Source organism: uncultured Agathobaculum sp. (assembly GCF_963927765.1).
Classification (GTDB): Bacteria; Bacillota; Clostridia; order Oscillospirales; family Butyricicoccaceae; genus Agathobaculum.
This window is the reverse complement of record NZ_CAWVCU010000074.1, coordinates 1-13,849: the sequence shown is the minus strand read 5'-3', so window position 1 is coordinate 13,849 and position 13,849 is coordinate 1. Positions and strand designations below refer to the sequence as shown.

Genomic DNA, 13,849 nt, shown 5'->3' with positions numbered 1-13,849 from the left:
ATGGTTTGCCCGACCGTCCCGACTGGCGGCTTGAGGCGCGCGGCAACGCGCGTCCCAGATAGATGACCGTCCACGACAGAACCCGGCTTACGCACCAGTCATGTTATAAAATAAGTTGCGGTTTTTCTTTTATTTCTAACGAATTAGCCGTTTTATGATATATATTTGTTCTGACAAAAATTTGCTTGTCAGTGAATTTGTCAGTAAAATTTCGAAAAAGTATAGCCATACAATGGGAGGTTTTTTTATGTTTTGCTTTTACACTGACTTTAATATCCCTAGTAAAGAATTCGATGCTATAAAAACTAGTGTTCGCGACAACATGCTAGAACTAGGCGAATCATGTGACAGACAATTTGACGGCAAAGATTTGAAATTAAATCTTTGCCGTTCACTCCCTGCTGATGCAATTGAAATCGTTCCACAAGCTCTATATATTTCTAAGCAGGACGATGTAGTGACTGCTATTTGGTTTACTTTTGAAGCTTTTATACGTCAAGAAACCGCTCCCGAAAAAACACCTATCTATAAGTTTACCAAAGAAGTACTTCTCAAATTGCGCGAAATTCTTTCCAACCATTAAGTTGTAATTTAATCAGCCCGAGGCATAAGCCTCGGGCTTTCCCGTGTCCAAATTGAACACCGTTATTTGCTCTCTGCTACCGCCGCGCGGTGCGCAACAATCGCCGCCTGCAGCGCCTCATGGCGCATGTTGACGTCGTTCGGATTATCCGCTGTGCCGCCGTTGATAGCGCCGCTGTCGAGCATCTCGCGCACGTCCTGCTGCCAATAGCTCGGCACGTCGTCAATGGTCTTGTACAGCGGGTTGGCCTTGTTGTACATTGCTTCAAATTCTGCCTGTGTCATACTATCTGCTCCTTTCTCCGGCTCTGCCGGTTCATTGTCCGGCTCTTCCTCCGGCTCATCATAGGCCTGGCCGAGGGTATCCAGAATACCCTTCGCATAAGCCACGCCGAACGCCTGCTGCTCAGCCAGCGTGTCAGCCTGCGCGGCATCTGCTTTGGTGTCCACAAACACGCCCTCGCAGATGACTGCCGGTGCGACCGTCTCACGGATGAACGCATAGTAATCGCCGCTCGTGCCCTGACGCGTCTTGACGCCGCGGCTATTCTGACCCATGGCCTTGACGTGCTTCTCGATGTTCTGCGCGAGCGTCTTACCCGTGCCGCCGTGGATTGTGTGGAATACCTCGAAGCCGTCACCACCGCCCGAATTATTGTGCACGTCGATCGCCAGATCGGGCGCGTAGGCGTTGCACTCCGTGATCTCCTGGCTGACCGTGTCGTCCTCGTCCTTGGTGCGGGACATCTTGACATCCACGCCGTAGGCGGTCAGAAAATCGCGGCACGCGGTCGCCATCGTCAGGTTGACATCTTTCTCCACCAGGTAACCAACCGCGCCGGAGTCGCTGCCGCCGTGCCCTACGCCGATAAACACCTTTTTCTTGCTCATATCACCGTTCTCCTCCTTGTTTTTCTTCCTCATACATACTACGCTGCACACCGGGCGACCGTCCGTGCCCTCTTTCTCCGGGGCAAACAGATAGCCGTCTGAAACGCGGTACATGCCGGTGCTGCCGCCCGCGTCCTGCACCAACAGCAGCTCGATCGTGTACCGCCCAGCGGCATAGCGCGCCACCTGCTCCTCGGTGCAGCCGTCCGAGGACTGCACAACGATGATGCGGCCGTCCGCGAGCATACCGATCATATTGCGGCTGCGATAGGTGGACTTGTCCAGCCCGGACAGCACCACGCCGTCGCGCACCGCAACCTTGACGCCCGCGACCACATTGCCTGCGCTGACGGTCAGGCGCTCAGCCGTGCCGCCATAGCCGCAATCTACGTCCTTCGCGCGCAGGTATTGCAAGGTGCGGCCGCGGATCACGCCGTACTGGTCACTGCCCGTGCCGGTCATGTTGAACAGACAGAGGTTGTACACCACATCGGCCTGCTCCTCCGCCGCCCATGTTTTCAGCGTTTTGGTGGGCTTGCTGGCCGCGCCGTAGGGCGCAGCCGCAAACCTGATGTCATACTCTTTGGGATCATAAATATCGCAACGAATGCTGCTCATGGTTCCTCCTTCCCGGGGCAAACAAAACGCCCCGCCTTGACTTTGGCGGGGCGCGTGGTATAATATCTTATACAAGGGGCGCTGTCGGCAGACGGCTGACCCAAAATCAGTTGTTACAAAGTAACCGCTTCATTTGGTCGTGAGGGCGGTTACTTTGCATTTATGGTCAAAATATGTAGCAATAGGATTGCACATATCAAAACTCGAAAGAGTTTTATGCCCATATGCACCACCTCCTTTACAGGAGAGTGGTCAACCGCCCGCCGCTGGGAACGACAGCACCCGACATATTATACCATCACGCGCCGCGCTATGTCAATTTGCCGCCTTTTAGAGCGGCTTTTGTTATTTCTGCAAAGGTTCTGTATAACTTTTCGCCCGATCAGAGTCCGTCAGGCCGCTGGTCGTCGGGTCGTTGAGCGCGTTCCAGATGTTGGACGCGATCAGGAACAGGCAGTACGGATTTTTCACTGTGCCGATGATCACATCTACCAGACCGCCCCATGTCGTAATATCAGCAGCGGTCAGCCCTGCATAGGCCAGCGCCGTTGCGAACGCGCCAAGGATGATTTGTACCCAAAATACCGGGTTTTTGATTCTGACTGTCAAATTCATGTACGTTTTCTCCTTTCCTGTTACAAGTTTTTCATGTCTCGGATATCGTGCTGCACCTCAAGCATTTGTCCCTCGAGCTTGTAGGTGCGCTCGACAACCTTGTTATGCTCGGCAACCTTTTTCTCAAGCTGCTCGATGCGGTAGTTGGTCAGGTTTGCGGAAACTGTAACGCCCGTAAATGTACCCACCAGCGTACCGATCAGGCTCATGCCCGCGACGATCACTTCCACCGGCAACGGCCTCCCCTCCTTTCTCACTTTCGCGCCCCTTCGGGGCGCTTTTTTACGTCCTTTGGTCAACCCGGCAAAAGATCACCTCCCCCGCCGGTGCGCAAGCCACGATGCCAGCCTGTGCAGGGCGTTCTCGAGCCACGCCGCCGCTGCACTGAGAAAGAACCACGCGACCGCGAATTGCAAGCACACCTGCCCCCAGAGGTTCAGCGGCATGTCGGAATAGTCCCACACGTTCCAGCTCAGCCAGCGGTTGACTATCAGCCCCACCAGCAGCTCGAGCGCGGTCACAATTACCGCGCCCTGCAGCATTTGCAGCCACAGCGGCGGGTGGTCCTGCCACTCGTCCAGCAGGCCGATGAGCACGAAGCACACCCCGCCCAGCACGCCCATGCTCCAATGGGTGTACCCGCGCCAGAGGGTTTCAATGCCCATGTAAGTGATGCCGCCGATGACGGCGAGCACCATATGTAACAACAGTTTTTTCACGTTACAGCCTCCGTTTCCGCTACCGCACCCGCCTGCATCAGTATCTCCTGCATGTGCGCCGCGAGATCGTCCGGCAGCTCTGCGCCGTAGGTGATGCCCGCCAGCTCCGCCGCGTCCGCGCGCCTGATCCATTCAAACAGATGGTTGCAGTAGGTTGTGTGGTAAATCTTATGCGCGATACTGGCCTGCGCAATCGCATTGATCTCCTCTTCTGTGAAAATGCGGCAAAGCGTATCGTCTGTATGGTATGGGTAAAAGGCCGCACCTTTATCAATTTCATTTTTCGCGGTTGTCAGATTGATCTGGTCTTTCTCTGTCAGTGAGAAATGTTCTGTGCCCTGCGTGGTCTCCACGTCCATGCCCGCATAGATGGCGGCTTCGCTTGCCGCCGATATTTCGGCGTGCTTGGCTGCGCGCAGCTCGTCCAGATCGACAGGCGGCTGCGCTGCATTCCACGCCGCTTCGTTTTTCTCAACACTGGTTACCGTGTCGTCCTGCACCGTAATGATCACAAAGCCGTTCGCTTGAAGATAGGCTGGCAATTCTTCCAATGCACTGTTGATTGCTGCGTATCGCCACGGTGATTGCGAGACCGTCCACCACGTTCTGAACGATTACGCCACTCACAAAGGCGATTTCAACCTGTGTGTTATGGCACGCACCAGCATAAACCAACCGTTATCCGCGCACGAACTTATTATGTATCACGGAAAATTTGGATTCCGCAACACACGATACCTACGCACCCAGCCAGAAGCGTTTGAACGCGAACTAAAAACATATCTGCACCAGAAATATGGTGTGGACGGTCTGCCATTCAGTGGATCACCTGCTGATCTGCCGCAGGCTTGGGTACCAGCCGCCGCCAATTGGACGATGTTCGGACGGTGGTGCTTCCTCCCCGACTTTACTCAGGCCAAGGATTATATCGCTGCTGGAAACACGGCTTTGCAAACAGTACACAATCGAATCAAGGAATACTCCAAGCCGCCCCGATGAGGGCGGTTTTTATTTCCTGATGGTCAGTGTCGTACCAGAAACAATGATCCTACCGTCTTGGCTCGAGAAGTTTCCCGCCTGTTTCGCCGCCTGCTCTATGGCAGTCTTATTCAGTTCATACAACACGCTCCACTGCGCACCGCTGCCGAGAAACCGCTCTGCTATCGCCCATAGCGTATCACCAGCTTTTATGGTATACGTTTTTTGCGAGGAGTCCGTCTCCGACCGCGTGATTGTTCCTTTGGAGTCCTGCGCTGCCTGCACATTGCCAGATGACTGCGTCGATGCTTGCTGGTCGATTGACAGTGTGCGGGCGTCAACAAATTTGATCGTATAATCATAGTCGCCAAACGCACCCTCGTAATCGACAGCATAATCCTCCAGATATACATCGTGATTGATTGGCGTGCCGGTTACCAGCAGATGCAAAGGCGTGCCGTTGTTTCTCCACGAGCTCCATATCTGCTGATACCACAATGGATTCTGCCAGGCTCCGCGCTGTAAGGGATTGTCTTTTCTACCCTCCCCCGGCAGAATGCTTTTCCATGAATAACCGTGTATATTGACACCGGACGGTACATAAACTTCGCCTGCTTTCAAGACTTCATATTTTGCAAATCTTGTCCCGTTTGAATCGAATGTGATGGATTCCGGTATCCATGGAATACGCATAGAACGATTGCCCGTTTTTTCTGCAATATAAATATCGGTATCCATTTACGCCCTCCTCGGAGAGTTCTGTGCTCGCGCTCGTGCGACCTTCACAAACTCGCCAGCAATCACGTCCGCAGCTTCCGCAGCACGTGCGCGCAGCTCCTCAATGATATCGCCGTTTGCTCCGTTGATTTGCAATACAATGTCGCCAAAAGTCATGGTCAAACTGTTGTCCACATCTCCGGTCGCATCCATTTCTGTCAAAGCATATCGGGACGCACCGACAGCCTTATCCTCGTCACCCGCAATACCTCCGTTGAAGAACCCCGGGACCCCGAGCATATGCCCTGCACGCTCCCAGAGGTCGACACCACGGTCTCTGCGATGAGAACCGAGAGGAATGACCATTTCAGGCGTTCCCTCTTCTGCAAGGGAATACAATCCGTATCTGCTGACCATACCGCCAGCGGCTTCTGCACCAAGTGTTGTTTTCAAAACATTCGAAACAGCGTCAACTGTATATTTTGCGGATACCGTAACATTTGGTAAAACGGTTAAGTTATTTGGTGTCAAAAGCGCACTGTTAAAGCCGGATGTACTGTACATATACCTGAATTTGACCTTTCCGTTTTATCCGAGATTGCATCAGATCATTTTGGCCGCTCTTTTGAGGCATTGGAGCAACGGTTCGGAAAAGAATCCCGTGAATCCGTCAAATTCTTAATGGAAAATGGTCTTGTGAAAATCCACGAAAGAAATATCAAGCCTTTTATGCCTTCCGGCTCTGATTATGTAGACCCGCCTGTAGGCAACATCATTGCAACGGATCTCGGCAAAGTTGAGATCAAACGCTGGAATACAAAATGTGCGCTATCTCAAAAAGAGCGCTGGAAAGAACGCTTTATTGGTGCTTTAGCAACTCTCGCCATATGGGCACTGCAGGAGCTCGCTAAATTCTTGTTATAATGCGAATAAGCAAAACAAATATAATTCCAGCCACTGCACCCTCAAGGTAGTACTTCATTACGTCCCTCCTTTTTCTCACGACTTGTCTCTTCTTCGCTTCCTGTGATATACTGGAAGCGAAAGGAGCAACGCAAATGCATGAATTAATTGCTTGGTTGAATAATAAGAGCAATATAACTTTTTAATTGCAATCATTAATTTTTTGCTTTCTATCTTTAATTTCCATGAAAACCGAAAAGCAAATAAAAAAAACATTACTTTTATTATCGAACATGCCTATATTGAATCCGAACACCTATTTTTTATCGCAACAATCACAAACTATTCCCAGCTACCAATCACATTGACAAGCGGCAATCTTATTGTGGATGGAAAAGAATACTCAATTGGTAAGCGTAGAATCAACTTCTTTGAATATCTTCATCCAGAGAAACGCGGAAAGGTCTTTGAAAATTCAGAAGTTTTTCCACTCAAAATCGAATGCTTAGATTATATACGATGCACATTCGAAGCTGATAAGTTTGAGTTTAATTCTTCCACCCCATATGTAATCCATTTAGGAACAAATCGCGGTTATGCTCAGTTCAATGGAACACTGCCTGAAACGACCAATTCTGTGAAAGAATTTTTACAATATTTAAAATAGAGAAGTTATTACATGAATACGAAGTAGTTTCTTAATTTAAGAAATTATCTGTACCCCCATTTCTCGCGTTTACGCGAGTTATTCCGCAAAAAAATTGCAATCCGTTCTTCCCTGCTTAAAGACAACACTTCAGACATAGTAATCGCCTGTGATAAAGTAAAACTACCGCCACCATCGCCCAGTTTACGATAGTATGTACTCTGGTCAATGCCCAAAGTCTTTGCGATTTTCTCTCCAGTCAGCCCTCGTTCTACGGTTTTTCCCTTAAGCCGATTCACATCGACATGCAATATTCTCACCTAGTTTCTCGCGTCTCCGCGTTTTCTGTTTCTAGCATACTCGCGCAAACGCAAGTTATCAACCTATATTTTCGCGTTTCCGCAATATTTTTGATTTATGCACTTGCATTTTTGCAAGTGATATGATTTAATAAAGGCATAAGGCAGGTGACCACAATGGATGTTGGTGAAAGAATCAAATACCGCCGGAAACAGCTTGGGCTTTCTGCAGAACAAATTGCAGCAGAACTCGGTGTATCTCCCGCAACGGTTTATCGATACGAATCAAACGAAATTATGAATATGCGTATTGATAAGCTGGAACCGATTGCAAAAGCGTTATGCACCACACCCGCCTATCTGATGGGCTGGGACGATACAGCAGACGTACATGCTTCCGATAACGACGCTGGTCTTTGTTATGTCCAGTATGCCGGACCGGTTGCCGCACATTTCAACGCGACGCCCACCGAAGAACATGAGTTCCGGTGCATGCCTTCAGAATGGCTTGGCCACCGGCGGCCAGAAGACTTTTTTGTTGCATCAGTGGACGGCAACTCCATGTATCCTCATTTTCATGACGGCGACGATATCCTGTGTTTGCGCTGTTCTGATATGGGCCATTCCGGCCGTGTTGGCATCATCGTATTCGGTAACGACGAGGCTACGCTCAAGCGGATCGATTATCAGCCCGGCGAGGACTGGATCGATCTCGTTCCGGTTAATCCGGAATACCAGACCAAGCGCATCGAAGGTGCCGATCTGGAGCAGTGCCGGGTCGTCGGACGGGTCATCAAGGTGATCCGCACGGTGGATGAGGCATAAAAAAGACCGCCAAGGCTCCTACCCCTTGACGGTCATGCGGAAAGCATAATCCCCTGTTAGAATACGCTATCCATATTAATATTATCATATTTTTCCGAAATTTCAATAATTAGGATGTGAAAATATGGATATGAACGACTATATTTCGGATTTAGCAGATAAAATTCCTATATTTCAAGATGATACAGCATTTTGGATGATACGAACAAAAGGCGGGAATTTCTACGATGAATTTCTGCGCAATTCCTACATTGCTATTGGATGGAACTATCTTTCAAAAAGCAAACTAGACTCTACACTTGAAGGACAATTACGCGAAGAATTAAAACACACAAAATATCCCGAGAAAAATGCAGGGACTGCTATCGGAAAGAGTAATCGGTTTGTATATACTATAAAATCTAACGATATTGCATTGATTGTTGGAAGCAACCGCGTTGCTTTTGCAATTATAGGGGAATACTTTGAGGGCGATCCCGACATGTGTACCGTCACCCGAGAATTAGAAGTTCATAGTCAAATCGAAACTCACACATATCCCGGCAATGCTTGTCCCTATTTAAAGCGCCGAAGCATTCAGCTGATTTCGGAATATGAAATATCGCAATTATCTCCTGTTCTGTTTAAATGTCTCGCAAGAAATCATCATAGCCTTAGCGACTTGCATTCATATGGAAAGAATATCCAATTATGAGGCCGGCAGACTCGAACCAAGTATAGATACACTTATAAAGCTATCCCAAATTTTTGACATAAGCATCGATTCCCTCGTGAAATAGTAACTAATAATTTGGGAAGATAAGTAAATCCCGCCCCGGTGTTGGCGCACCAGAGCGGGACATGGGGTACTGATAAATTCCTACATCCATCAGTACCCCTATTTTACCATACTTTTTTCCGGTAAGAAAGGGGTTATTTTTATGACCAGTTTTGTCCGCAAGCGCGGGAAGACATGGAGCTACTACTTTGAGATCGAGCTCAACGGCAAGCGCCGCCAAATCAGCAAAGGCGGCTTTGCCAAGAAATCCGATGCCAAAAGCGCGATGGCCGAAGCTATCGTCGACTATGAGCAGCGCAACTTTCTGAATATCTCTAAGGTAAAACTCGACCGTTTCTTTGAGGACTGGCTGGAGAACACCGTGCGCCCGCTGCGGTCGCGCACCACTTACCTGCGTTACCAATCGCTATACGACATCTATATCCGCCCAGAAATCGGCGGCGATCTGCTGACTGCCATTACGCCGATCAAGGTCGATCGGACCGTTCGGAACGTGCGCGCCGCCGGCCGGTCGGAGACAACAGTACAGCATGTCTACGGCCTGCTGCGGCAGGTACTGCACCGCGCTGCCCAGCTCCGCCTGATCCGCGACAACCCGTGCGAATACATCGACCGCCCCAAGCGCGCCAAGAGCACGACTGAAGTACTGACCGAGCCGGAGATCCTCGCGGTGGTGAATGCCCTTGATCTGCACAATGCCAGCGACTACATATTCTATGTTGGCTTTCTGTTCGCGCTCGAGACCGGCTGCCGACGCGGCGAGATGTGCGGCCTTGAATGGTCAGACATTAACTGGGAGACACGCACGATCTCGATTGAACGCGCACTGACCTATGTCAACGGCCACGTATACATCGGTGAGCCAAAAACCGAGCACTCTGTGCGCACGCTCGAGCTGTCTCCCACCCTAACGGCACTGCTGCGCTCGTTCCGCGCGTGGCAGGCCGAGGCGCGGCTCAAGCTCGGGCCGTACCGTAAGCGCAATGTGTTCGACGGTTTGGAATATGACTTTGTATTCAGCTGGCCAGCTGGTAACTACGTGCATCCGCTCTGGTGGACCAAGCGTACACCGGTGGTCATGCGCCGCGCAGGCATCGACAAGCATATCCGTCTACACGACCTGCGCCACACCAGCGCGACGCTACTCATCCAGCAAGGCATCGACCTCAAAACCGTGCAGAACCGACTCGGCCACACCGACCCCTCAATGATCATGCAGCGGTACGGGCATGTGACCAAGACCATGGCCAGCCGTGCGGTCACTGAGCTGGAGGACGCGATCTACGGCGGACGCAAAATACAGTAAGGAACAGCACCCGTTTTTGTCAGTAAATTTGTCAGTGTTTTTTCACAAAACCGCATTTTTACTGACAAAAACAAAAATACAGTATGGAACAATACAGATCGCAATCAATCTATATTTTTCGGAATGCTGTATTTTCAGCACTTTTCACGCATCTTGGAACACTATGCAATTTGCGGTATCGAAGACAGAACCCGGCTTACGCACCAGTCATACCACAAAAATCAAAGCGGAGAAACGCCCGTCGTTTCTCCGCTTTTTGCTTATGCGCCCTGTGGACCATATCGCTCGAGTGCAGTCCAATCCCGCACAGCCTGCAACGCAGTCCAGCGCTCGGCGCAGTTTTCACCTTCGCCCAGCCACTCATAATCGTGGCCGGCTGTAGCCTCGAGCATATCCTCATAATACCAAGCGTCCTGCGGATTATCCACCCACTGCACGGCTTGTTCGAGCAGCTCGCCGCCATGCGGCTTGCGACCCAGCATACGGTTGATGATCGCCACGGTTTCTGCACGGGTGATCGTATCCTCCGGCCGGAACGTTCCGTCTCCGTCGCCCTCGATCAGTCCAAGGGCTGCACCGGCACGCACCGCTTCGGCATACCATGCATTGGCAGGCACATCAGAAAACTGCATTTCCCCATCATCCTCGGGCGCTGCAAAGAATCGCACCGCCGATGCCACAAACTCGGCGCGCGTAATCTCATCATTCTGTCGGAAAGCACCGCCCGTATCGCCGTGCATCATGTCCATATGCGTAATTGTAGCAATGGTATTATGATACCAAGTACCCGCTGCAACGTCCGGATAGCAATCCGCCGTGCTCCAGTTCTCCGCCCGTGTCTCATCGGTCAGTAGGCGGAACCAGATGGTTGCGATCTCGGCACGCGTAATCGGTTCGAGCTGCTGCACACCGCCGTCCCCTCGACCAATCAGATAGGCATAGTGGTCGGTCGTATTCAGTCCGTCCGGTATCGGCTCCGGCTGCACTTCCGGTTCTTCCGGTTTGACTGTTGTACCACCGGACGAATGGCTCTCCGGCGTGCCTTCCCAGATCAGCACATAGGGTGAAAAACCATCTGCCACAAAGCACAGGCCGCTGTCAGTGCGTGTCAACTCGTGATATGTCACATTGTCGGATGGCTCATTTCCATTCGTCTGCTCAGTGGTATAAACCTCGAGCACATAGTCCTTCCCCCTCTCCAGCTGTGCCATATCCTCCAGATTGTAGTCGCGATCCAGTCCCTTATAATGGATGATCGTGAAATCATCGTTTTTATCCGTGCCATCCGGATACGGCCAGATAACCTTGAGCGGCTTGCTCGCAGTAACTCATGTGTTGCCCATACTGGTGTCCACCAGATCGAGATAGCGGAACTGGTAGCGCAGCACCTTTTGTGGCGACACTTGGATTCTGTCGATCACATCGCTGGCTAGTGCCTGTAACGTCTGGTCATAGACGCTGCTCACAATATGATCGACCAGCAGCGCCACATTTTTGGGCTGCACCTTCAGCTCACTTTGGTTGATATAATATTCCGTATCATCGGAGAACGCATAAACCGAAATCTGTTCCGGCTGTGTCTCCGGCATCGCGTCCGCCACTGGCTGTGTATCCAGTGAACCCGTTGTTCCGCGAATCATCAGCTTGCCAGCAGAAACGTCGATCCCATATTTGCCAATTTCCTGATCAGCTGTCTGAAGCACCGCCACCGGGTCAACTGCTGGAATTTCCCCAGGGTAAATGGTCATTGCGTACTCCTGCTGCAAGGCGTTTGTAATATCAAACTCGCTTTGTCGGATCTGTGTCCCCAGTTCCTCATCATAGAACTGCATTTCGATCTTTTTCTGTCCGTCATGCACCTGTACCGGCACCAGACGGTACAGGAAGTGGCCGTCCGATTTGCTGTACTCTTCCCCGCAAAACGGCTCCAGCCCCCAGACATTCTCATTTGCATCGGTAAAGGTCAGGTAGGAAGACAGATTGACTTGCTCGGTGTCTCCCGTTGCTGCACGCAGCGCCTGCTCCGCTGCCAGAGGCAGCGTGACGAAAAAGCCCGGCTCGGGCAGATCGGTGCCCGGCGCAACATTGTTGCCGTTTTCATCACCGCCCGCATAAATCACGATATCCGCCGGAGTCAGGATGATAACATTTCGCAGCGTTACCTGCATTTCAAGCGTCGCGTCATCCAGCGCCGATACTCCGGTCTTTGTACCGACAGCTGTCACGTCAGCTTGGCTTTCGTCGGTCAACTGGGTTTTGTAACCCAGTGTTCCGGTGCGGCTGCTGGAATAAGACAGCACAAGCGTTTCACCCTGCTGTAGCTCCTGCGGCAGTGTAAAGGTCAGCGTATGGGTTTGCGCATCGTAAGACGGGTTTCCCAATGTAACTGGTTTGCCATCAATCTCAGCGATGATGTCTGCGGCATTCGGCGGCAGCGTAGCATCGCAGATCGTAAACTGGTTCAGCGGCTCGCCGCCGGTATTTTGGAGAGAAAGGGTGTAATGGGCGGTATAGGATACCGTGTCCCCCTCTTTTCCATTCGTTGGCGCATTCTGTATACTGCCATCCTTTTCCACTTTGATAGCAGGCGCTTCGGTGAACGCCCATGTCGCTGTCAAAGTAATAGGCGTGCTTGGCATTGGGAACGTACCGTCCGCTGCGATATCTCCTACGGCACTACCCCACCTCCCATCATTTTGCAGCATCCAATAGCCACCGTTTGCCTCATCCCAGAACGGCGACTGCACATGCGGCTGCACGGTGACCATAGAGCCCGGTCTCATAATAGGTATAGTCCGTCGGCGTCATAGCTTCCAATTCCGGCGGCAGCTGCATCCCTGCTGTTCCGCTTTCATACCGGTAGCTGACGCTGGTGTGCACAATGATCGAAGCCTGTGCATCGCTGGTTGTAGCAAGCTATCCCTTACTGCGCAGCGACTGATATTGATACGATAGCTGCGCCTGATTGAGAACCGTACCTTGCTTAACATCCTTCTGGACAATGGTATAGTGCACATCTTCGGAAACCACGTATATATCTGTCATGGTTTGCAGCTTGTTTGCGTCCGGCACGGTGATTCCCACCGGATTGTCTGCCCCGTTTCTGGTCTTTTCGTCCAGCACTTCCATATCCCGCAAATTGTTTTTTCTCCAACGGATAAAACGTCACATCCAGCGAGTAGTTGATGGTGTCACCCAAACCAACGCTCATGCCCTCGGTATACGGCTTATCCTGTCCCCCGTTTTTTGGCGTGACCGATTTGATATGTTTTTCCAGCGTTGGCAGCTTTTCAGCGCAGAACATCAGGTTGCTGCTGATCGCCCCCGTATCTGATGCTGGTCTGGAAAACAGCAGCGCACCGTCGCAGCCCACGGCAATCGCCTGCGTCAGGATACGCTCGATTTGATCCTCGGAATACCCAACCCTTTTCAGGTTTGTTACATTTTTGCCGTTACTATAGGTATAGAACTCGCTGCTCGCCCCATTCGGCTCTCCGTTGGAGATCGTATAATAATCACCGGCTGAAGAAGTGGCCGTCATCGCGGACAGCGCATAGCCTGTGTGCGGCGCGGCGAAAAAGAGTATGCCGTAATTGCCTGTCGTGGTCTTATTGATGACCTGTCCCTCCTCGATTGGGACAAGTTCCCCACCTTCACAGTAGTAAATATCGCAATGATTGACTTCCGCAATGGAAATCTTCACCTGCCCCGAACCTGCCGCTGCAGCCTGCGGCAGCCCGCCGGGGAGCATTGCCCCCAACAGCCCACCGACCAGCAACAGGCACAAAATCCGAATCCACGCGTTTCTCTTTCCCATACGCAAAAACTCCTTGTCTATCTTTTTCAAAATACCAGAAAAATTCCAGACGTTTTTTGTTTAATATGTCGGACCTGTTGACAAAATCCCCAGATGCTCAGTTTCTATGATATAATAGAAACAAAGGAGGGATGGAGCATGATGGGACGGCAAAG

The 13,849-nt window shown here is 51.2% G+C and carries 18 protein-coding genes; 7 read left to right on the top strand and 11 right to left on the bottom strand.

All coding sequences use genetic code 11. From position 1 onward, the window contains the following. Positions 1–247: 247 nt before the first annotated feature. Complete coding sequence (locus tag ABGT74_RS06500) at positions 248–583, top strand: hypothetical protein (RefSeq protein ID WP_346704930.1); 336 nt, start codon at positions 248–250, stop codon at positions 581–583. A gap of 62 nt (positions 584–645) precedes the next feature. Here ABGT74_RS06500 and ABGT74_RS06495 read toward each other — a convergent pair whose 3' ends face one another. The 5 genes from ABGT74_RS06495 to ABGT74_RS06475 form a co-directional block, all read right to left on the bottom strand. Continuing rightward, on the bottom strand, positions 646–2,091 hold the full coding sequence (locus ABGT74_RS06495) for an N-acetylmuramoyl-L-alanine amidase (RefSeq protein ID WP_346704929.1): 1,446 nt from the start codon (positions 2,089–2,091) through the stop codon (positions 646–648). Positions 2,092–2,436: 345 nt separating this feature from the next. Continuing rightward, positions 2,437–2,706 carry a phage holin gene (locus ABGT74_RS06490; RefSeq protein WP_346704928.1) on the bottom strand — a complete coding sequence of 90 codons (270 nt, stop codon included), beginning with the start codon at positions 2,704–2,706 and terminating at the stop codon, positions 2,437–2,439. Between the two features lie 20 nt (positions 2,707–2,726). Next, positions 2,727–2,936 carry a hypothetical protein gene (locus ABGT74_RS06485; protein ID WP_346704932.1) on the bottom strand — a complete coding sequence of 70 codons (210 nt, stop codon included), beginning with the start codon at positions 2,934–2,936 and terminating at the stop codon, positions 2,727–2,729. Between the two features lie 81 nt (positions 2,937–3,017). Continuing rightward, positions 3,018–3,425, bottom strand: coding sequence for a hypothetical protein (locus ABGT74_RS06480; protein WP_346704927.1), 408 nt, complete (start codon positions 3,423–3,425; stop codon positions 3,018–3,020). Then, positions 3,422–3,976 (bottom strand): hypothetical protein, encoded by a 555-nt coding sequence (locus ABGT74_RS06475; protein WP_346704926.1) that lies wholly within the window; start codon positions 3,974–3,976, stop codon positions 3,422–3,424. Before ABGT74_RS06475 ends, ABGT74_RS06480 begins: the two co-directional genes overlap by 4 nt. A gap of 148 nt (positions 3,977–4,124) precedes the next feature. Here ABGT74_RS06475 and ABGT74_RS06470 point away from each other — a divergent pair, with 148 nt between their 5' ends. Beyond that, positions 4,125–4,424 carry a hypothetical protein gene (locus tag ABGT74_RS06470; protein ID WP_346704925.1) on the top strand — a complete coding sequence of 100 codons (300 nt, stop codon included), beginning with the start codon at positions 4,125–4,127 and terminating at the stop codon, positions 4,422–4,424. Positions 4,425–4,433: 9 nt separating this feature from the next. Here ABGT74_RS06470 and ABGT74_RS06465 read toward each other — a convergent pair whose 3' ends face one another. Further along, positions 4,434–5,141, bottom strand: coding sequence for a LysM peptidoglycan-binding domain-containing protein (locus ABGT74_RS06465; protein ID WP_346704924.1), 708 nt, complete (start codon positions 5,139–5,141; stop codon positions 4,434–4,436). Then, on the bottom strand, positions 5,142–5,537 hold the full coding sequence (locus tag ABGT74_RS06460; protein ID WP_346704923.1) for a hypothetical protein: 396 nt from the start codon (positions 5,535–5,537) through the stop codon (positions 5,142–5,144). A 216-nt stretch (positions 5,538–5,753) separates the two neighbouring features. On the opposite strand from ABGT74_RS06460, the gene ABGT74_RS06455 reads away from it, so the two are divergent. The 5 genes from ABGT74_RS06455 (at position 5,754) to ABGT74_RS06435 (ending at position 9,877) form a co-directional block, all read left to right on the top strand. Then, entirely contained in the window at positions 5,754–6,044 is a 291-nt protein-coding gene (locus tag ABGT74_RS06455; protein WP_346704922.1) for a hypothetical protein, read from the top strand. A 364-nt stretch (positions 6,045–6,408) separates the two neighbouring features. Then, positions 6,409–6,690: a hypothetical protein gene (locus ABGT74_RS06450; protein ID WP_346704921.1), complete on the top strand. Its 282-nt coding sequence runs from the start codon at positions 6,409–6,411 to the stop codon at positions 6,688–6,690. A gap of 455 nt (positions 6,691–7,145) precedes the next feature. After that, positions 7,146–7,793 (top strand): S24 family peptidase, encoded by a 648-nt coding sequence (locus ABGT74_RS06445; RefSeq protein ID WP_346704931.1) that lies wholly within the window; start codon positions 7,146–7,148, stop codon positions 7,791–7,793. Between the two features lie 124 nt (positions 7,794–7,917). Next, positions 7,918–8,487 (top strand): hypothetical protein, encoded by a 570-nt coding sequence (locus ABGT74_RS06440; RefSeq protein WP_346704920.1) that lies wholly within the window; start codon positions 7,918–7,920, stop codon positions 8,485–8,487. 226 nt (positions 8,488–8,713) lie between these two features. Beyond that, entirely contained in the window at positions 8,714–9,877 is a 1,164-nt protein-coding gene (locus ABGT74_RS06435; protein WP_346704919.1) for a site-specific integrase, read from the top strand. A gap of 260 nt (positions 9,878–10,137) precedes the next feature. On the opposite strand, the gene ABGT74_RS06430 is transcribed toward ABGT74_RS06435, so the two are convergent. From ABGT74_RS06430 to ABGT74_RS06415, 4 genes are all read right to left on the bottom strand, one after another. After that, a complete protein-coding gene (locus ABGT74_RS06430; RefSeq protein WP_346704918.1) occupies positions 10,138–11,088 on the bottom strand; it encodes an S-layer homology domain-containing protein in 951 nt (316 codons plus the stop codon). Between the two features lie 117 nt (positions 11,089–11,205). Further along, the gene (locus ABGT74_RS06425) at positions 11,206–12,645 is read right to left on the bottom strand and encodes a hypothetical protein (RefSeq protein WP_346704917.1); all 1,440 of its coding nucleotides are present in this window, start codon (positions 12,643–12,645) and stop codon (positions 11,206–11,208) included. Next, on the bottom strand, positions 12,602–12,757 hold the full coding sequence (locus ABGT74_RS06420; RefSeq protein ID WP_346704916.1) for a hypothetical protein: 156 nt from the start codon (positions 12,755–12,757) through the stop codon (positions 12,602–12,604). Before ABGT74_RS06420 ends, ABGT74_RS06425 begins: the two co-directional genes overlap by 44 nt. A 103-nt stretch (positions 12,758–12,860) precedes the next feature. Further along, the gene (locus ABGT74_RS06415) at positions 12,861–13,694 is read right to left on the bottom strand and encodes a hypothetical protein (RefSeq protein WP_346704915.1); all 834 of its coding nucleotides are present in this window, start codon (positions 13,692–13,694) and stop codon (positions 12,861–12,863) included. Positions 13,695–13,849: the final 155 nt, after the last annotated feature.

What these genes read in the sequence shown, in the direction of transcription:
- ABGT74_RS06445 (WP_346704931.1), top strand. Translation starts at nt 7,146, where the DNA reads ATGGATGTTGGTGAAAGAATCAAATACCGCCGGAAACAGCTTGGGCTT.
- ABGT74_RS06425 (WP_346704917.1), bottom strand. Translation starts at nt 12,645, where the DNA reads ATGGTCACCGTGCAGCCGCATGTGCAGTCGCCGTTCTGGGATGAGGCA.
- ABGT74_RS06490 (WP_346704928.1), bottom strand. Translation starts at nt 2,706, where the DNA reads ATGAATTTGACAGTCAGAATCAAAAACCCGGTATTTTGGGTACAAATC.
- ABGT74_RS06465 (WP_346704924.1), bottom strand. Translation starts at nt 5,141, where the DNA reads ATGGATACCGATATTTATATTGCAGAAAAAACGGGCAATCGTTCTATG.
- ABGT74_RS06470 (WP_346704925.1), top strand. Translation starts at nt 4,125, where the DNA reads ATGTATCACGGAAAATTTGGATTCCGCAACACACGATACCTACGCACC.
- ABGT74_RS06460 (WP_346704923.1), bottom strand. Translation starts at nt 5,537, where the DNA reads ATGGTCAGCAGATACGGATTGTATTCCCTTGCAGAAGAGGGAACGCCT.
- ABGT74_RS06415 (WP_346704915.1), bottom strand. Translation starts at nt 13,694, where the DNA reads ATGGGAAAGAGAAACGCGTGGATTCGGATTTTGTGCCTGTTGCTGGTC.
- ABGT74_RS06430 (WP_346704918.1), bottom strand. Translation starts at nt 11,088, where the DNA reads ATGGCACAGCTGGAGAGGGGGAAGGACTATGTGCTCGAGGTTTATACC.
- ABGT74_RS06500 (WP_346704930.1), top strand. Translation starts at nt 248, where the DNA reads ATGTTTTGCTTTTACACTGACTTTAATATCCCTAGTAAAGAATTCGAT.
- ABGT74_RS06495 (WP_346704929.1), bottom strand. Translation starts at nt 2,091, where the DNA reads ATGAGCAGCATTCGTTGCGATATTTATGATCCCAAAGAGTATGACATC.
- ABGT74_RS06440 (WP_346704920.1), top strand. Translation starts at nt 7,918, where the DNA reads ATGGATATGAACGACTATATTTCGGATTTAGCAGATAAAATTCCTATA.
- ABGT74_RS06435 (WP_346704919.1), top strand. Translation starts at nt 8,714, where the DNA reads ATGACCAGTTTTGTCCGCAAGCGCGGGAAGACATGGAGCTACTACTTT.